Consider the following 17,827-nt stretch of genomic DNA (forward strand, 5'->3'; position numbering starts at 1 on the left):
CATCGGCTGCCCATGGACGCGGCGCGCGACGACGTTTTCATCGACGAGATCACCTTCCCGGCGACGGACGGGTATCCGCTGGCAGGCACCCTGTTCCTGCCGCGCGGCACCAAACGCCATGCCGTGCTGATCAACTCCGCCACCGCCGTCCCGCGAAAGATCTATCGCGGCTTTGCCTCCGACCTCGCCCATCGCGGCTGCGCGGTCCTGACCTACGATTATCGCGGCATCGGCGATTCCCGGCAGCCGGCGATGGTCGGCTACAACCAGCCGAAATCGCTGGTCGGATTCAAGGCCTCGATGTCGGACTGGGCCGCGCAGGACGTCACCGCTGCGGTGCGCTGGATGCGCGAGCGCTACACCACCCTGCCGCTCGCCTATGTCGGCCACTCCTTCGGCGGCCAGGCGCTCGGGCTGATCGAAAACAACAGCGACATCTCGCGCGCCGCCTTCGTGGCCTCGCAGGCCGCGACCTGGCAGCTGATGGCGTCGCCGGAGAAATATCGCGTCTACGCCTTCATGAATTTCGTCGGCGTACCGCTCGTCCACGCGCTCGGCTACGCCCCGGCCTGGGCCGGCATCGGCGAGGATCTGCCCAAGGGCGTCTTCCTGCAATGGGCCGACTGGGTCTCCAGCCCGCGCTATCTGTTCGACTCCAAATTGCCGGCGCTGGAGAACTTCGCAAAGTTCAAGGGCGAGCTGCGCGCGCTCTGCTTCTCCGACGATCCCTGGGCGACGCGGCCCGCGGTCGAGCTGCTCGCGAGCGGCTTCTCCGCGATCAAGCCGGAGGTGCTGACGGTGAAGCCGTCCGACGTCGGCGCCAAGGCGATCGGCCATTTCGGCTTCTTCCGCCCCGAGCACCGCGACACGCTGTGGCGCGGCGTGGCGGAATGGATCCAGGGGGAGTGATATTACGCGGCCGCCGCGGGCAGCTTGATGACGATCCGTAATCCGCTTCGTTCGCCCTCCGTGATGTTCGCAGCGTCGATCGATCCCCCAAGCCGATCGACAATCCGCTTGACGATCGAGAGGCCCAGACCGACGCCCTCGCCTTCCGGCCGCTGCCCACGGAAAAACGGCTCGAATATCCGGCCTATCTCGTCGGGGGACACGCCTGGTCCATTGTCCTCGATCCGAAGCACAGCCATGGCGCCGTCCCGGTAAATCGCCACATCGATCCTGCCGCCCGCCGGCGTGAAACGGAGCGCGTTGTCGAGAAGATTGCGGATCATGGCTGCGAGCATGACCGGCTCGCCGCGCACCGGAACAGACTCGGCCCGTTCGAAACCAAGATCGACGCCGCGGCTGATCGCCTCCCGCAAGAGATCGGCGATGACGCTCTTCGCCGCGTGATCGAGCTCCACAACCTCCCATTGCCCGCAATCGGTGGGCGCAGCGTCGTGTCGCGCCAGCGCAAGCAACTGCTCCAGAAGATGCTTGCTGCGACTCATGCCCTGCCGAAGCGCCGCAAGGCGCTCGCGCGCGGCCGGTGGCAGTTCGACGTGATCGAGATTCTCAGCCTGTACGCTCAACGCCGTCAGCGGTGTGCGCAGTTCGTGCGCGGCGTCCGCGATAAACCTTCGCTGCTGCCCTATCATCTCGTGCATGCGCTGCAACAGGCCGTTGATGGAAGACACGAACGGATTCAGTTCGCTTGGGAGGTCGCGAAGCGGCAAGGCCGTCATGTCATCCGCACGCCGTGCGTTGAGTTCGTCCGCCAGCCGGACCATGGGTCGAAGCGATCCGGCAATGACAAAGGCGATCACCAGCATCAGGCAAGGGATCAGCGCGGCGATCGGAAGCACGGTGCGGAGCGCCATGTCACTTGCGATCTCATCCCTGACCCCCGTGCTCTGGGCCACGGCAAACCGGCTGCCGTCGGATCGCGTCCTCAGCACCACCCGGACCGGTTTTCCCTGTCGCGTTGCATCGCGCATCCCATCCTGAAGCCGCCACAACTGGCGCTCCTCGGGTGTGCCTTGCGGCGCCCTGCCCAGCTCCATCAGCCAGACTTCGGAATTCTCATCGACCCCATGGAGGTCCTGAGCTCCGGTGAAGCCACCGCTCTGAACGAGGCCCGCGATCTGGATCAGCACGGAGTCCTGCGTCTCGATCGCCTCATCGAATGCCCACCGGTGTGCGAAGACGCCTCCGGTGAGCCCGGTCACCAGCACGATCGTCGTCAAGCTGATGAACAGCCGGCCGCGCAGCGAGTTGATCATGGCGCGCGATCCACCATCCATCCCATCCCGCGCACGTTACGGATCGCCTCCGTGCCGAGCTTCTTGCGGATGGTGTGGATCAGGAATTCGACCGCGTTGCTTTCGACCTCCTCGTTCCAGCCGTAAAGCTGCCGCTCGAGCTCGCTCCGCGACAGGATGGTGCCGGGGCGCGTCAACAAAGCCTGGAGCAGCGCGAACTCGCGCGCGGTCAGGAGGGCCGTTTGGCCAGACAGCGAAGCCTCGCGGGTCGCAGGATCGAGACTGAGCTTGCCGTTGCCAAGCACAGCGGGCGCACCGCTGCCTTCGCGGCGAAGCACCGCCCGCATCCGCGCCAGCAATTCGCGTATCTCGAACGGCTTGACCAGATAATCGTCAGCGCCGAGATCGAGGCCTTCGATCCTGTGATCGACGCCATCCCGCGCGGTGACGATAATGACCGGGCACCTGCAGCCATTCGCGCGCAACTGCCGCAGGATATCCCGGCCGTCCGCGTTCGGCAGGCCGAGATCGAGCAGCAGCACCTCGTAAGACTCGGCTGAGGCGGCAACCAGCGCGGACTCGCCGTCTCTCACCCAGTCGACGGCGTAAGCAGCATCCTTCAGCGCCTGTTCGACGGCGGCACCGACCATCCTGTCATCCTCGATCAGTAAAACTCGCAAAGCTCGATCCTCGAAACCGCCGGGCCATCCGGCCGTCAAAATCATGACCGTTCCGACTTAGCGCAGAGTTAGGGAACGCCAGCAGGCCCAAAATGCGGCGAAGGCCGCCCCGCATTGAGAATTCTCGTCCCTAAGCCCGGCCTAAGTCGCCTGCGCGACGGTCTCGCATCGCTTCGGCTTTGGGAGATTTGGGCGTGTCGCAATATTCAGGTTTTGGCGCAAGACGGATGCTGAACAAGGTTCCGGAGGTCACGGCGATCTTCTGGGCCATCAAGATTCTCTCGACCACGGTTGGCGAGACCAGCGCCGACTATCTCGCGGTGCATGTCGGCCTCGGCGCCAGCCTGACCGCGATCTGCATGAGCAGCCTGCTGGTCGCTGCCCTGCTGCTGCAACTGAACCGCCGCGTCTACGTGCCCTGGATCTACTGGCTGACCGTCGTTCTCGTCAGTATCGTCGGCACGCAGCTCACGGATCTCCTGACCGACAAGCTCGAGATCAGCCTCTACATCAGCACAGCGGCGTTCGCTTGCGCGCTCGCCGCGACCTTTGCGGTCTGGTACGGCGTCGAGCGCACGCTATCGATCCACAGCATCGTGACGACGCGGCGCGAGCTGTTTTATTGGACGGCAATCCTGTTCACCTTCGCGCTCGGCACGGCCGCAGGCGATCTTGCCACCGAAGCACTTGGTCTCGGTTTCCAGCTCGGCGTCGCCGCCTTCGGCGTGCTGATCGCGGCGGTGATGATGGCGTATTACTTCGGCGCCAATCCCGTCCTCACCTTCTGGCTTGCCTACATCCTGACCCGCCCGCTTGGCGCCTCGCTCGGCGATCTGCTCTCGCAATCGCGCGAGTACGGCGGCATCGGCCTCGGCACGATCCAGACCAGCATCGCCTTCCTGACCGTGATCGTCGGCCTCGTCGCCTGGGTCTCCTTCGAGGGCGACGGCAGGCGCCGCGCCGATCCGGCGCAATAGCTTCAACCGCGAAATCCCGCTCTCTGCATGAAGCAGGAGCTCCACCAGGAGAAACCACATGATGAAACTGATTTCCGCCGTCGCCGTCTGTCTGCTGACGACCTTCACAGGCGAGCCGCGCATGCATGCGACCCAGCACTTCACCTTCGTGCCGTTCGCAGAAGCCGCGACCGCAAAGCTCGGTGATCTCACGCCGTTCCGGAGCATCGTGGTCGACGTCGCCGCGCTGATCGACAAGGGCGACCTCCCCGCCGCCAAGACAAGAATCAAGGACCTCGAGACCAAATGGGACGAGGCCGAAGCCGGATTGAAGCCGCGCGCGGCAGCCGATTGGCACACCGTCGACAAGGCGATCGACCGCGCGCTGGAGGCGCTGCGCGCGGGCGCGCCGGATGCGGCGAAGTGCAAACAGGCTGTCGCTGACCTGCTCGCGGCCATGGATACCGCCGCGAAATCCTGACGCTTCTGCGCGCCACCATCCCGTCAGCCGCGGATCCCGGTCCGCGGCTGACGCATCAACGAGGACACAATGGAAGATCAGACCAAGAGCAACATCACCAGCGAGAGCAAGGTCCCCGAGGTCACGCTCGGTTTCTGGATCATCAAGATCGCCGCCACCACGCTCGGCGAGACCGGCGGTGACACCGTCACCATGACGCTGAACTGGGGCTATCTGGCCGGGACTTGCCTGTTCCTCGCGGCCATGATCGTCCTGGTCGCGGCGCAGGTCCGCGCGCGCAAATTCAATCCGGCACTGTATTGGGCCACCATCGTCGCATCGACCACCTTCGGCACCACGATGGCTGACTTCGCCGACCGGTCGCTTGGCATCGGCTATACCGGCGGCTCGACGCTGCTCCTCACTTGTCTCGTGCTGGTGCTCGGCCTCTGGTATCGCGCCGAGGGAACGATCTCGGTCAACAGCGTCAGCACACCGCGCGTTGAGGCCTTCTATTGGGGCGCGATCACCTTTTCGCAAACACTGGGTACTGCGCTCGGCGACTGGATCGCGGATACCGGCGATATGGGCTATCGCGGCGGCGCATTGATCTTCGCGGCCGGACTCGCCGTTATCGCAGCACTTTACTTCTGGACCCGCGTCTCACGCGTCACGCTGTTCTGGACCGCCTTCATCTTGACGCGTCCGCTGGGTGCGACCGTCGGCGACTTTCTCGACAAGCCGCTCGACCACGGCGGGCTGGCGCTGAGCCGGCCGCTGGCCTCGGTCGTGATCGCAGCCTTTATGCTGGTGTGCCTGCTGCTGATTCCGCAACGCGCGGGGCAGCATCCCGGCGACGCCCCAGCGACGGAGCAAGCCTGAATGGCCGAACGTTAGCGGATGATCGTCGTCAGAGACGAGTAGCGCCGGTTCGGCTTGGTCTCGCCCGGCGCAAACTGCGCGAAGGCCTCGCTGACGCGGACCGCCGGCGGCGTGTCGCTGGCGAAGCGGAATTCCTTCGGCCGCGGCGCGTAGAAACTGGCGCTGTAATAGGCGTCGTCGAAACGCGCCTCGCCGACGCCGAACAATGCGTCGCAGACGAACAGGAGCGCGTAGACTCCCGCAACCGCCGCAACGATCTCCCTGAGAACAGACATGTCGATGCCCCAACCTTTTGCAGGCAGGAAGCACGCCGGTTCCAAAGCCGAGGTTTAAGGCAGCGGCCTTCTTGTCCGCAGGGTTTGCCGCCGCTGAGCGGAATGCAGACAATTTTATCGATGTCGAAAAGAGAGCCCGCCTGACCGGACGATCAGGCGGGCCCAGGATTGGCCGATCGGGAGGTTATCAGACGGCCAGATTCATCCAGACAGCCTTGGGCTCGGTGAAATTGTCGAGCGCGGCGGTGCCGTGCTCACGGCCGAGGCCGGAGTCGCGCTCGCCGCCCCAGGGCAGGCGCACGTCGGTGTAGCCATAGGTGTTCATCCAGACCGTGCCCGCACGCGCCCGCTTGGCGAAGCGCTGGAGCTTGCCGATGTCGCGGCTCCAGACGCCGGCGGCGAGGCTGTAGGCCGTGCCGTTGGCGATCCTGAGCGCATCGGCCTCGTCCTTGAACTTGATGACGCTGACGACGGGGCCAAAAATCTCCTCCTGCGAGATCCGCATCTCGTGTGCGACGCCTGCGAACACCGCGGGGCTGATGAAATAGCCGCGATCGCCGACCTTCTCGCCGCCGGTGACGAGGGTCGCGCCCTCCTTCTGGCCGATGTCGACATAGTCGAGGATCGACTTCATCTGCTTCTCGGAGATGACGGGGCCAAGCACCGTCTTGCGATCGAGCGGATCGCCGATCCTGAGCGACTTTGCGCGCGCCGCGAGACGCTCGACGACTTCGTCGTACGCCTTCTCCTGCACCAGCACGCGGGAGCCGGCCGAGCACACCTGGCCGGCATTGAAGAAGATGCCTGAGGCCGCAGCCTTGGACGCCGCTTCGAGATCGGCATCGTCAAAGATGACGTTGGCCGACTTGCCGCCGAGCTCGAGCGAGACGCGCTTGAAGTTGCTGGCCGCGCCCTTCATGATTCCGCGGCCGACGCCGGGCGAGCCGGTGAAGGTCACCTTGTCCACGTCAGGGTGATTGACCAGCGCGTCGCCGACGACCCGGCCCGGACCGGTGACGACGTTGAAGACGCCCGCCGGCAGGCCCGCTTCGAGCGCGAGCTCGGCGATGCGCAGCGCCGACAGCGAGGTCAGCTCGGCCGGCTTCATCACGATGGTGCAGCCGCAGGCCAGCGCCGGCGCGAGCTTCCACATGCCGATCATCAGCGGGAAATTCCACGGCACGATCGCCGCGACCACGCCGACCGGCTCGCGCACTGTATAAGTCAATGCATCGTCACGTACCGGCACGACGTCGCCGCTGATCTTGTCGGCCCAGCCGGCGTAGTAGATCAGCGTGTCGACCGCGGCCGGAAAATCCTGGCGCGTCGTCGCGGAGATCGGCTTGCCGGCATCGATCGACTCGAGCTCGATGATTTCTTCGGCGTGTGCCTTAAGCAGATCCGCCCAGCGCAGCAGGATCTGGCCGCGCTCCGAGGCGCGCATCGTACGCCACGGACCTTCGAATGCCCGGCGCGCGGCTGCCACGGCGTGCTCGACATCGGCCTCGCCGCCTTCGGCGACGACGGCGATGACCTGCCCTGTGGCCGGGTTGAGGGATTTGAAGGTACGGCCGGAGCTCGCGGGGACGCGGCGGCCGTCGATGAGCAGATGCTGCGGCCGGGACATGAATTCGGTCGCCGGAGAGTGCGCAAAGTCATATGCAACAGACATCATATTTCTCCTGTTCTGGTATACCAGACTAGGCGCCTATTGGCTTGAGTAAATATGATATGGTTTGCAAATGGACGTCCCATATATGAAGCGAAGTTCATAAGGAAGACCCATGCTTCAGATTGAGATCGAGGCTGTCTGGCGGTTTCGCCGGGAAGGCAATCCGCGCACCGTGGTGGTGATGCTCGGCGTGCTCAACGAAATCCGGAAGACCGGGAAGATCACGAGTGCGGCCAGCGATGCGCACCTGTCCTACCGGCACGTCTGGAATCTGATCGAGCAATGGTCGGCTTTCTTCGGAACCCCTCTGGTCGAAACCCAGCGCGGCAGAGGCTCGAAGCTCACGCCGTTCGGCGAGCGGCTGGTGTGGGCCGGCGAGCGCATGCAGGCCCGGCTCGGGCCACAGCTCGAAAATCTGGCGCAGGAGCTGGCGAGCGAGATAAAGCCGTTCCTCGAACAGCGCCCTTCGGTGATCCGCGTTCATGCCAGCCACGGCTTTGCCGTGGCAAAATTGCGTGAATTCCTCGATCGCGAGCCCGGCATCGGCGTCGATTTGCGCTATGTCAGCAACCAGCATTCGCTGGTCGCGCTGGCGCAAGGCGCCTGCGACCTCTCCGGCCTGCATCTGCCGCACGGCGCGCTGCGCGCGCAAGGCATCAAGGCTGCGCGCGAATGGCTGGACCCGCGCGAGGATCGCATCATCAGTTTCGTCACGCGCGAGATGGGGCTGATGGTCGCGCGCGGCAATCCGCTGCGCATCGCTTCGCTTCATGACCTCACCGGGCCAAAAGTCCGCTTCGTCAACCGCGACCATGATTCCGGCACGCGCCTGTTGTTCGACCAGCTGCTTGCCGCGAACGGCATCGACGAGAGCAAGATCAACGGCGCGCAGCAGATCGAGTTCACCCACGCCGCCGTCGCGGCCTATGTCGCGAGCGGCATGGCGGATGCGAGTTTTGGCGTCGAGGCGGCCGCCCGCCACTTCGGCCTCGATTTCATCCGCACCCTCACCGAGGACTATTTCTTCGTCTGCAAGCGTGCCTTCCTCGATACCGGGCCAATGCAGCGCATCCTGGAGATCATGCGCAGCGCCGATTTCCGCGCCGCCGTCGCCACCCTGCCCGGCTACGTGCCGTCGGATACCGGCGATGTCACCGGCGTGAAGGCGTTTCTGGAGATGCACGCCGTGCGGTGATGCTCGGCTCGGCAATGATCTCGCGTCCCGCCGATGGGATGCGCGGCACGGGCACTATCGCCAGCGTCCGACCTTCGTCGGTTCACTCAAGTTGATCGTCAACCATATCTGATCCGGCGCGGCACCTTATTGCCGAGCGCTCGGACTCAGCAGGCAGGCCGCAAGCTCGGTGCGGTTGTGCACGCCGAAGCGTCGGCACAGGTTCGCGACGTGCTCCTTCACGGTCTGATCGGAAATCCCCATCTCGCGGGCGATTTCCTTGTTGGTCTGGCCGCGGCAGACCCGGATGGCGACGTCCGCGGACCGTGGCGGAAGCGATGCCGAGAGCGTCGCCACCGGCGTCGTTGCCGGCTCGGGGACCCGGATTGCAGCAGGATGGGCGTCGATCGCGCCCGCGTTCGTCATGTTGGTCAAAGCGAGCGAGCCGGCCCGACACAGCATCTCCATGCGCTGCCGCGACCGCATCGTGTACGGCGCGTCCGTATCAGTCGTCGCCGTAAACAGCACGCCGACGATCTTCTGCCCGCACCACAACGGGCCGCCCATGTTGTATGCAAAGCCCCACTCGTGCAGCATCTCGAAGGACGGACTGTGCCGCCATTGCTGCGGACCGATCACCGTTTCGCCGTCGACCGCGCGGCCTTGGGTCATGATGCAGTCGAGCACGGGGTCGCGCTTCCAGAAGCCGGCCCTGTAATTGTCGAGCAGGCCGTCTGCGACGTGCCGGCTGTAGACCAGTTCCGGTTCGAGCCCGTCGAGCAAATAGAGGCCGACGGTCGGCGATCCCGTCAATTCCGTGATCGCGGAGCAGCAGGCAATGCCAAGCGAGCGCACCGAGCGGCTCTCGGCGATGGACATCAGCCGATCTGCGAGCTGGCGCTCGGGCAGACCATCCAAATGCTCCTGCTCGGCTCTCACCGCCACTCCTCGCGCGAACGCGCGGTGCCCTCGGACACACGCGCGTCATTGCCGATTGTTATAGGCTTAAAATTTCTGCCTCGCCTGACCTTTGGTCAAGCGAAAAGAAGCGGCAAAACATGGCTCTCCCGGCCCAGCTTTGCGGCAGAGCAGCATGGCCAACACCCCCCATGATGGGGGATTGCGGCTTTAGCCGCCTCATCTCTAGCATCTTGGCCATCGGGATCGCGTAACGACGTTCGCGCGGTTCCGACGGGGACATCGCTACGCCAACGCGAGCCGTTCGTCGCGCGCACCAACAGTCTTTGGCGCGTGTGGGCGGAGTCTTGCCCGCGACCGGCGTCTGTTCCGCCCGACCCAGATCTTCGCGTCCAGCAGCGTTTCGCGAAGAACCAACAGCCCGACGTGGAGACACCGACCATGAGCCCTTCCGTGCAACTCGTCGTAAAGCCTTCCGCGACCCCGACGGTGGCCGAGTTCCATGCGCGCCTCGACGCGCTGCTACCGCTGGTCGAATCCAGGGCCGCGGAGGCCGAGACACAGGGCTATCTGACTGACGACGTGGTAGCGGCGCTGCGCAAGGCCGGCATCTACACCATGCTGTTCCCGAAGGAGGTCGGCGGCGCCGAGCTTCTGCCTTACGACGCCATGACCGTGATCGAGCGGCTCGCTTACGCACACGCCTCCGCCGGCTGGTGCGTCATCGGCAACAACATGGAAGGCACGACGCTCGCCATCTACATCGAGGACGAAGGCATCAAGAAAGTCTTCGCGGGCGGCCCCGACATCACGATTGCCGGCAACGGCGTGCCGCGCGGCTTCGCCCGACCGGTCGATGGCGGTTACATGATCCGTGGCAACTGGGCCTATGGCAGCGGCATTCAGCACGCCGAGTGGGTCCATTCAGGCTGCTTCGTCACCGACGCATCCGGCAAGGACATGGTGTTCGGCCCGAACGGCCAGCCCAAGATCGTGGTCACCCACCATCCGCGGACGACCATCAAGTTGATGGGCAATTGGGACGTGCTCGGCCTGCGCGCGACGGGAAGTTTCGACTACACTTTGAGCGAGGGCGACGAGCTGTTCGTGCCCACGCACATGACCTACGATTTTGACATTGGCGCGCCGCGCCGAGGTGGCGTGCAGGGTACGCTGGGACTGGCGGGCTACAGCGCCTGGGCGCATTCCGCCTGGGCCGTCGGTGTCGGCCGCCGCATGCTCGACGAACTCGTCAAGGTGATCGTCCAGCGCCAGGATCCATTCGGCAAGTCGCGCGACAGCGCGAGCTTCAAGTTCCAGTTCGCGCAGGCTGAAGCTCGTTTCCGCGCAGCACGTGCGTTCGTCCACGAAACCTGGAAGGACGTCTCGGAGACTTGCGCCGGCGGTGAAAGTCCGTCGCTGGAGCAGATGACGATGATCAAGTTGTCACTGCGCCATGTCCACGACGTTCTGTCGGATGTCGCCACCTTCGCGCATCGCGCCGCGCGCGGCGCCTCGCTGCACAACACGCCGATGCAGCGGTTCTATCGCGACATCCATTCGGGCACGCAGCACATCCTGATGGCCGACCAGATCGTCGAAGAGTGCGGCCGTGCGCTGCTCGGCCTCCCCGGCCCTGGTGCGCAATGGACGGTCTTCGGGGTGACGGGCTGAGCAAGCGACCAGACACGAGGGCGTCGACGTGAGGACATCCCGCATCGTTGGCTTCTGCGGCAATAGTTGGCGCCCAGCGAAGTCGCGCATGCTGGTGGAAGCCGTCGCTGCCGATCTTCAGGCGCAGCATGGACTGAAGACCACCGTCCTCGATCTTGTCGATGCCGGTTGCGGCATCGCCGGCTTCACCCGGACCGCACTCGATGACAACGCGCGCGCCGTCGTCGAGGCCATCGAACAGGCCGACGGTCTCATGATCGGATGCCCGGTGTTCCAGGGCTCTTATCCCGGATTGTTCAAGCACGTATTCGACTTGATCGAACCCAGCGTGCTGCGCAATCGCCCGGTACTGCTGACCGCGGTCGGCGGCGGCCTGCGCCACTCGCTGGTGGTCGAGCACCAGCTCCGCCCGCTGTTCGGCTTCTTCGAAGCCTGCACCGTTTCGACGGCGATCTACGCCAGCAGCGGCGAGATCGTACCGGGCGAGCCGCTCGCACCAATGACAGCCGCGCGGCTCGCCAACGCCGTCGAACAATTCGCCTCACTTCTCAGCGGTCGCCAGGAAGCCGCCGCATGACTCACCAACGCCCGGCTCTGCCGCCTTCAACCGGAGATGACCATGCTTGATACCGTCAAACCCTCGCCCGATCTCACCGGCTTCTCCCGCGCGGAACATACGATCAACGGCGTGCGGACCGTCGTTCACGGCATCGGCAGCGGCCCGGTGCTGGTGTTCCTGCACGGCACCGGCACCTTCACCGGCTTCGAGATGGCGCGCGATTGGGCGAAGCGGCACACGGTCATCATCCCCTATCATGCGGGCTTTGGCGACTCCGGCGACGCCGAGACGATCGACACCGTCGAGGATCACGTCCTTCACTACATGGATCTGTTCGACAAGCTTGGCCTTGAGCAGTTCGACCTCGCCGGGTTCTCCCTCGGCGGATGGCTTGCCGCGGAGTTCGCGATCCGTCAGCCGCATCGGGTCCGCAAGCTGGTGCTGGTTGCGCCCGCCGGTCTTGTGGTCGGAAGCGCGCCTGCGCCCGGATTGTTCGAGATCGCACCGCAAGAACTGCCAGCCTATCTCGCGCACGATCCGGCCGCGGCACTCCGTTACTTTCCCAAGGCGCCCGATCCGGCCTTCGACGCCCGGCTTGGACGCGAGGTCACGGGCTTTGCCAAGCTGATCCGCAGCGAACCGCAGGGCAATCCCAAGCTCGCGCACTGGCTGCATCGAATCACGATGCCGACGCTGGTGCTGTGGGGGGCCGCAGATCGCTTGCGCCCGACCGCCCAGGCAGATGCCTGGAAAGCAGGGCTCCCCGACGCACGCGTGACGCTGGTGCCGGCGACCGGTCATCTCGTGTTCGAGGAAACGCCGTCTTCTGCACACTACGTCACCGATTTTCTCGCCGATTGATCCGCACACAACAGAGGACACCACCATGATCGAGATGCCTCCGGGCGTGACCCCTGCCAAAGAAGGCTTTGGCAACGTCATCTGGAACATTCTGGGCCAGACCTACACGCTGAAGCAGCATTCCGAGGCGTCGATGGCCTGGCATGCCGTGTTTCCAGATGGCACCTTCGTGCCGCCGCACGTGCATCCGACCCAGGATGAATTCGTCCATGTGCTGAGCGGCCGCTACGACCTCTGGCTCGACGGCAAGGACTTTGTCGCCAAGGCCGGCGACCTCGTCCGCATGCCCAAGGGCATCCCCCACGGCATTTTCAACAAGTCGGGTGAAACCGCCACCAGCCTATTCTGGGTCGCACCGACGCGGTCGCTGAAAGAGCTGTTCGAGCGCATCCACAATCTCCCCGATCCGCAGGAGGTCGTGCGACGTGCCGCCGAACACGAGGTCAACTTCCTGCCGCCGCCCGCCTGAGGCCACGCCGATTCCGTCGACACGCAAACCGCGAGAACCGATGATGACCATGCTGACAACAACTTGGACGTCCATCTCCGAGAACGACCGCCGTCGGATAGCCCGGTGGCAAAAAGGCATGCTGGCGCTCGCCATCCTCTGCGAGATCTTTCTCGCCGCCGACTGGTATGCCTTCGCGGCCGTACTGCCCTTCGTCTCCGAGAGCCTCAAGCTCAATCCCGCCGAGGCCGGGCTTGCGCAAGGCATCTTTGCGCTGACCTACGGTATCGGCATGGTGGTGTGGTCTCCGGTCAGCCGGTCGATGACGGCGCGCAACATGCTGCTGATCGGGCTTGCGGGCACTGGCATCGGCATGGTGCTCCAGGTGTTCGTACAAAGCTACACACAGCTCGTGATGCTCCGGCTCGTGATCGGCTTCTTCGACGCCGGCATCTTCATCGGCAACATGAAGCTGATCTTCGGCTGGTTTCCGCAAAATCGGCGTGGCTCGGTGGTAGGCATCATCCTCGCCGCCTACAGCCTCGCCATCACCATGGATTTCGCGCTCGGCATTCCCCTGACGATTGCGACCGGTTGGCGGACCTTCTTCGCCGTGCTGGCAATCGGCACGCTGCTCGTTGCAGCCGTCGACGCACTCGTCGTCCGCAACGATCCGCGCGAGCTCGGCATCGACGGTTTCACCTGGGGCAACGAAACACCGCAGGAGCACCTTCCGCTCGGCGAGATCTTCCGCTCGAAATGGATCGCGGTCGCCGGCTTCGGCATCGTGGCCTGCACCTTCGCGATCGCCGGCACCGCCACCTGGGTGGTGCCGGCCTTCATCACAGTACAGCACATGCCGCCGGAAGCCGGCGCTGTCATCGGCACCGTCATGGGGTTGTCGCAGGTGCTATTCCTGGTGATTGGCGGCTACATGTCCGATCGGCTCGGCAAGCCCTTCATGATCAAACTCACCGCATGTCTCTCTTTCCTGACCGCGCTGATGTTCCTGTGGAGCGTGGTCACACCGATGTCGTTCTCGATGCTGGTGCTGTTTGCAGCACTCAGCGGTATCGCGCTGCTCGGCGGCGGCGCTATCTTCGCCCTGCTCAGCGAAAAATACTCCGACGCGCTCGCACCGGCCGCGATTGGATACGCCGAGGTATTTGGCATCTTCTCGGCCTTCGTGGCGCCCTGGATGATGGGCGCCATCATCAACGCCTCGGCCGGCTCGTTCACCGGCGCCTTCATTGCTTTCGCGGTGGTCGAGCTCATCATCGTCGGCCTTTTGATGATCCTCGCCCGCGAGGACGTCAGTCAAGGCGCGGTGGTCGGAAGCCCCGCGGAATAAGATGCAGCGATCAAGGGCACGGGGCTGAAGCCCGTGCTCTGGGGACCTCGACAAAAGGTCCATCTTCTGGGAAATCAGGCGCCCTCACCTTGTCCGCGGCGGCCAAGAGTGGCAATCTCGCATGCAAGTGCCCCAAGAGACCCCGTCATGCCGCGCGCGAGCGCCAAATCGCTTCCCCAGCTCAGTCTGCGCATCGACCTCGATGGCGAGGATCGGATCGGGCCCGGCAAGATCGAGCTTTTGGAGCAGATCCGCGAGCAAGGCTCGATCTCGGCGGCCGGCCGGGCCATGGACATGTCCTACAAGCGCGCCTGGGATCTGGTCGACGAGATCAACCGCATTTGCGGACATCCCGTGGTCGAGCCGCAGGCCGGCGGCAAGAACGGCGGCGGCGCGATGCTCACTCCCTTCGGCGACAAACTTGTTGCGCGCTACCGCAAGATCGAGCGCGACGCCGCCCGCGCGGTGCACAAGGAGCTGGAAGCGCTCAGGAGCGACATCGGCCGTTCGCGGAAATCGTGAACGCGCGGGCACGCATGGACGGTTAGAAACCCGGCCGCTGGCGGCTCGCTATCGCATCCAGCGTGGCAGGGGCAGATTTTTCTTGCGCAGGAATTCCGGGTTGAACAGCTTGGATTGATAGCGCTGTCCGCCATCCGCGAGGATGGTCACGATGGTTTTGCCCGGACCGAGGTCGCGCGCAAGTCGCATGGCTCCAACGATATTGATCGCGCTTGAGCCACCCAGCACCAGTCCTTCATGCTCGATCAGGTCGAACAGGACAGGCAAGGCTTCCTCGTCCGTAATCTGATATGCCGTATCGATGGGCGTGCCTTCGAGGTTCCGGGTGACACGGACTTGCCCGATCCCTTCGGTGATGGAGTCTCCTTCTGTCGTCAGCTCGCCTTTGGTGAACCAATTGTAGAGAGCGGCCCCCATGGGATCGCTGAGCGCAATCTTGATGCCGGGATTTCGCTCCTTGAGGGCTCGCGCGATCCCACCCAAGGTACCGCCGCTCCCAACGGCACATGTGAAGCCGTCGATTCTTCCATCCGTCTGCTGCCAAATCTCGGGACCGGTCGTGCGATAGTGCCCCTCCCGATTGGCGACATTATCGAACTGATTGGCCCAGAAGGCACCGAGCTCCTCGGCGAGCTGACCGGAATAGCGCGCGTAATGACCCGGATTGGAATAGGGTACGGCCGGCACCAGGCGCAGGTCGGCACCGCACAGCCGCAACATGTCCTTCTTCTCCTGACTTTGCGTGTCAGGCATCACGATCACGCTTCTATAGCCGCGTGCATTCGCCACGAGCGCTATGCCGATTCCGACATTGCCGGCTGTTCCTTCGACGATGACGCCTCCCGGCCCAAGCTTGCCGCATCGTTCGGCATCGTTGATCATGGCCAGCGCCGCGCGATCCTTGATCGAGCCGCCGGGATTGAGAAATTCGGCCTTGCCATAGATTTCGCAACCCGTGGCCTCGGACGGCATTCGCAGCCTGATCAATGGCGTGTTGCCGATAGCGTCCAGGAAACCCGTTCGAACATCGCTCATCGCTTGCCCACCTCTCCGCGCCCACAACTTTAGGCTGGCGAACAGGCAATGCGATTCTCTAGTTCAGGCGACGCGTGCAATATTTGAGGCGTTCGACCGGCCCAATCGGCAATTCCATTCTTAGGCCGCGTTTTATTTGCGCCTATGGCCCAAGCCGCTAGTTCGGCCGCACCGACATTTCCGGCATCGGCTGGGTCAGCGCTTCGCCGAGCAGGCTCTGCTCGGCTTTCGGGATCGAGAAGCGCACCTTGAAGCCGTCCTCGGTCTGAAGCGTGATGATGCGCTGGGTCGTATCGGTCGCCTGCTCGATCGCCCAGGACGCCAGCGGATAGGCGTAGCGCAGGCTCTGGTCGCCGTAGCGGGCCTTCAGCGCCGCCTCGAGCAACCCGGGCAGCGTCATGATGAGGGCGCCGACCTGGTTGAGCGAGACACTGACCGCGGCGGGGTTGCCCGCCAGATCCTCGAAGCCCAGCGAGATCGCGCCGCCGTCGGACGCCACCTCGCAGGTCGTGAGCTGCCTCACCTTGATTTCCATCGTCAGTCCCGGAACACGGTTCGCTATATTCATCACGATATATCGATATGTCCACCCGCGTCCAGCCCTGCTTTTCTGGAATTGATCGAACCGGCCGCCATGGTCGGCCCGGCGAAGTCGTGATATATAATTCGATATAACGAGGCCCCGAACGGCCCGTTTCTGCAAGGGAGCGCAAAGCCAATGAGTGACTACAATCTTCTCATCGACGGCAAGATGGTGCCCGGCGACCAGACCATGCCGGTTCTCAATCCCGCGACCGAAGAGGTGCTGGCGCAGTGCCCGCGTGCCTCGAAGGGGCAGCTTGATGCCGCCGTCGCCGCGGCGAAGGCCGCCTTCCCGGCCTGGGCCGCGACCCCGATGGCGGAACGCCGCAAGCTCGTGAACAGGATGGCCGAAATCATCGAGGCCAATTCGGGCGAGCTCGCCCACATCCTCACCAGCGAGCAAGGCAAGCCGCTTGGCGACGCCACCGGCGAAGTTTTGGGGATGGCCGCGTTCTTCCGCTACCTCAGCTCGCTCGAATTGCCGATGAAGGTGATCGAGGATTCCGGCGACCGCAAGGTGGAAGCCTATCGCCGCCCGCTCGGCGTCGTCGGTGCCATCATTCCCTGGAACTATCCGCTGCTGATCCTCAGCTTCAAGCTGCCGTCGGCCCTGCTCGCCGGCAACACGCTGGTGGTGAAGCCGGCGCCGACCACGCCGCTCGCGACCCTGCGCTTCGCCGAGCTGATCAAGGACGTCCTGCCGAAGGGCGTGCTCAACTTCATCACCGACGCCAACGATCTCGGCGGCGAGATGACCAAGCATCCTGATATCCGCAAGATCTCGTTCACCGGCTCTTCCGCCACGGGGCAGAAGGTGATGGCGAGCGCGGCGCAGACGCTCAAGCGCATCACGCTCGAGCTCGGCGGCAACGACGCCGGCATCGTGCTCGACGATGTCGACCCGAAGAAGGTCGCTCCCGGCATCTTCGAGGGCGCGTTCCAGAACTCCGGCCAGGTCTGCCTCGCCATCAAGCGGCTCTACGTCCACGAGTCCGTCTATGACGAGCTCTGCAACGAGCTGGTCGCGATCGCCAAGAGCACGGTGGTCGACGACGGCGCCAAGCAGGGCACCAAGCTCGGACCGCTGCAGAACAAGATGCAGTACGAGAAGGTGAAGACGTTCCTCGAGGACGCGCGCAAGAACGGCAAGGTGGTCGCCGGCGGTTCGGCGATGGACCGTCCCGGCTATTTCATCGAGCCGACCATCGTGCGCGACATCCAGGAAGGCTCGAAACTGGTCGACGAGGAGCAGTTCGGCCCGGTGCTGCCGCTGATCAAGTACTCCGACAAGAACGATGCGATCCGCCGCGCCAACGCCACCACCTACGGCCTCGGCGCGTCGGTCTGGTCGTCCGACATCAAGCGCGCGCACGAGGTCGCAACGCAGCTCGAGTCCGGCACGGTCTGGATCAACAAGCACCTCGACATGGCCCCGCACATCCCGTTCGGCGGCGCCAAGCAGTCGGGCATCGGTACAGAGTTCGCCGAGGAAGGCCTCGCCGAATTCACCCAGCTGCAGATCATCAACGGCCCGCCGGCGGCGTGATCCGACATCCGGGGCCGCGGCAAAACCGCCG

Annotated in this window: 19 protein-coding genes; 12 read left to right on the forward strand and 7 right to left on the reverse strand. The window is 64.3% G+C overall.

Annotation, left to right across the window (positions count from 1 at the left end; translation table 11 throughout):
• Positions 1 to 12: 12 nt before the first annotated feature.
• Entirely contained in the window at positions 13 to 909 is an 897-nt protein-coding gene (locus AB7G19_RS26930; protein ID WP_441268363.1) for an alpha/beta hydrolase family protein, read from the forward strand.
• Between the two features lie 2 nt (positions 910 to 911).
• On the opposite strand, the gene AB7G19_RS26935 is transcribed toward AB7G19_RS26930, so the two are convergent.
• Together AB7G19_RS26935 and AB7G19_RS26940 are read right to left on the reverse strand one after the other, a co-directional pair.
• Positions 912 to 2,222 carry an ATP-binding protein gene (locus AB7G19_RS26935; protein WP_441268364.1) on the reverse strand — a complete coding sequence of 437 codons (1,311 nt, stop codon included), beginning with the start codon at positions 2,220 to 2,222 and terminating at the stop codon, positions 912 to 914.
• Entirely contained in the window at positions 2,219 to 2,881 is a 663-nt protein-coding gene (locus AB7G19_RS26940; RefSeq protein WP_441268365.1) for a response regulator transcription factor, read from the reverse strand. The genes AB7G19_RS26935 and AB7G19_RS26940 overlap by 4 nt, the downstream gene beginning before the upstream one ends.
• Before the next feature lie 227 nt (positions 2,882 to 3,108).
• On the opposite strand from AB7G19_RS26940, the gene AB7G19_RS26945 reads away from it, so the two are divergent.
• The 3 genes from AB7G19_RS26945 (at position 3,109) to AB7G19_RS26955 (ending at position 5,179) form a co-directional block, all read left to right on the forward strand.
• Positions 3,109 to 3,858 (forward strand): COG4705 family protein, encoded by a 750-nt coding sequence (locus AB7G19_RS26945; protein ID WP_441268847.1) that lies wholly within the window; start codon positions 3,109 to 3,111, stop codon positions 3,856 to 3,858.
• A 121-nt stretch (positions 3,859 to 3,979) separates the two neighbouring features.
• Positions 3,980 to 4,318, forward strand: a complete 339-nt coding sequence (locus tag AB7G19_RS26950; protein WP_441268848.1) for a hypothetical protein — start codon at positions 3,980 to 3,982, stop codon at positions 4,316 to 4,318.
• Positions 4,319 to 4,387: 69 nt separating this feature from the next.
• Positions 4,388 to 5,179, forward strand: a complete 792-nt coding sequence (locus AB7G19_RS26955) for a COG4705 family protein (RefSeq protein WP_441268366.1) — start codon at positions 4,388 to 4,390, stop codon at positions 5,177 to 5,179.
• Positions 5,180 to 5,190: 11 nt separating this feature from the next.
• On the opposite strand, the gene AB7G19_RS26960 is transcribed toward AB7G19_RS26955, so the two are convergent.
• Entirely contained in the window at positions 5,191 to 5,454 is a 264-nt protein-coding gene (locus AB7G19_RS26960; protein WP_166352275.1) for a hypothetical protein, read from the reverse strand.
• A gap of 187 nt (positions 5,455 to 5,641) precedes the next feature.
• A complete protein-coding gene (locus AB7G19_RS26965) occupies positions 5,642 to 7,126 on the reverse strand; it encodes an aldehyde dehydrogenase family protein (protein ID WP_441268367.1) in 1,485 nt (494 codons plus the stop codon).
• Between the two features lie 112 nt (positions 7,127 to 7,238).
• Between AB7G19_RS26965 and AB7G19_RS26970 the strand changes: the two genes are divergently transcribed.
• Positions 7,239 to 8,321, forward strand: a complete 1,083-nt coding sequence (locus tag AB7G19_RS26970) for a substrate-binding domain-containing protein (RefSeq protein ID WP_441268368.1) — start codon at positions 7,239 to 7,241, stop codon at positions 8,319 to 8,321.
• Between the two features lie 126 nt (positions 8,322 to 8,447).
• Here the strand turns inward: AB7G19_RS26970 and AB7G19_RS26975 are convergent, their stop codons facing one another.
• Positions 8,448 to 9,239: a response regulator transcription factor gene (locus tag AB7G19_RS26975; RefSeq protein ID WP_441268369.1), complete on the reverse strand. Its 792-nt coding sequence runs from the start codon at positions 9,237 to 9,239 to the stop codon at positions 8,448 to 8,450.
• Positions 9,240 to 9,659: 420 nt separating this feature from the next.
• On the opposite strand from AB7G19_RS26975, the gene AB7G19_RS26980 reads away from it, so the two are divergent.
• From AB7G19_RS26980 to AB7G19_RS27005, 6 genes are all read left to right on the forward strand, one after another.
• The gene (locus tag AB7G19_RS26980) at positions 9,660 to 10,892 is read left to right on the forward strand and encodes an acyl-CoA dehydrogenase family protein (RefSeq protein ID WP_441268370.1); all 1,233 of its coding nucleotides are present in this window, start codon (positions 9,660 to 9,662) and stop codon (positions 10,890 to 10,892) included.
• Positions 10,893 to 10,920: 28 nt separating this feature from the next.
• Complete coding sequence (locus AB7G19_RS26985) at positions 10,921 to 11,469, forward strand: NAD(P)H-dependent oxidoreductase (RefSeq protein WP_441268371.1); 549 nt, start codon at positions 10,921 to 10,923, stop codon at positions 11,467 to 11,469.
• Positions 11,470 to 11,511: 42 nt separating this feature from the next.
• A complete protein-coding gene (locus AB7G19_RS26990) occupies positions 11,512 to 12,312 on the forward strand; it encodes an alpha/beta fold hydrolase (RefSeq protein ID WP_441268372.1) in 801 nt (266 codons plus the stop codon).
• 25 nt (positions 12,313 to 12,337) lie between these two features.
• Positions 12,338 to 12,781, forward strand: a complete 444-nt coding sequence (locus AB7G19_RS26995) for a cupin domain-containing protein (protein WP_441268373.1) — start codon at positions 12,338 to 12,340, stop codon at positions 12,779 to 12,781.
• 118 nt (positions 12,782 to 12,899) lie between these two features.
• Positions 12,900 to 14,111, forward strand: a complete 1,212-nt coding sequence (locus AB7G19_RS27000) for an MFS transporter (RefSeq protein WP_441268374.1) — start codon at positions 12,900 to 12,902, stop codon at positions 14,109 to 14,111.
• Between the two features lie 147 nt (positions 14,112 to 14,258).
• Positions 14,259 to 14,633 (forward strand): winged helix-turn-helix domain-containing protein, encoded by a 375-nt coding sequence (locus AB7G19_RS27005; RefSeq protein WP_441268375.1) that lies wholly within the window; start codon positions 14,259 to 14,261, stop codon positions 14,631 to 14,633.
• Positions 14,634 to 14,681: 48 nt separating this feature from the next.
• On the opposite strand, the gene AB7G19_RS27010 is transcribed toward AB7G19_RS27005, so the two are convergent.
• Both AB7G19_RS27010 and AB7G19_RS27015 read right to left on the reverse strand, forming a co-directional pair.
• Complete coding sequence (locus AB7G19_RS27010) at positions 14,682 to 15,668, reverse strand: cysteine synthase A (RefSeq protein ID WP_039150086.1); 987 nt, start codon at positions 15,666 to 15,668, stop codon at positions 14,682 to 14,684.
• 157 nt (positions 15,669 to 15,825) lie between these two features.
• The gene (locus tag AB7G19_RS27015) at positions 15,826 to 16,203 is read right to left on the reverse strand and encodes a hypothetical protein (protein ID WP_028159380.1); all 378 of its coding nucleotides are present in this window, start codon (positions 16,201 to 16,203) and stop codon (positions 15,826 to 15,828) included.
• Between the two features lie 183 nt (positions 16,204 to 16,386).
• Between AB7G19_RS27015 and AB7G19_RS27020 the strand changes: the two genes are divergently transcribed.
• Positions 16,387 to 17,796: an aldehyde dehydrogenase family protein gene (locus AB7G19_RS27020; RefSeq protein WP_441268376.1), complete on the forward strand. Its 1,410-nt coding sequence runs from the start codon at positions 16,387 to 16,389 to the stop codon at positions 17,794 to 17,796.
• Positions 17,797 to 17,827: the final 31 nt, after the last annotated feature.

This window comes from Bradyrhizobium sp. 215_C5_N1_1, assembly GCF_052075935.1.
GTDB lineage: Bacteria > Pseudomonadota > Alphaproteobacteria > Rhizobiales > Xanthobacteraceae > Bradyrhizobium > Bradyrhizobium barranii.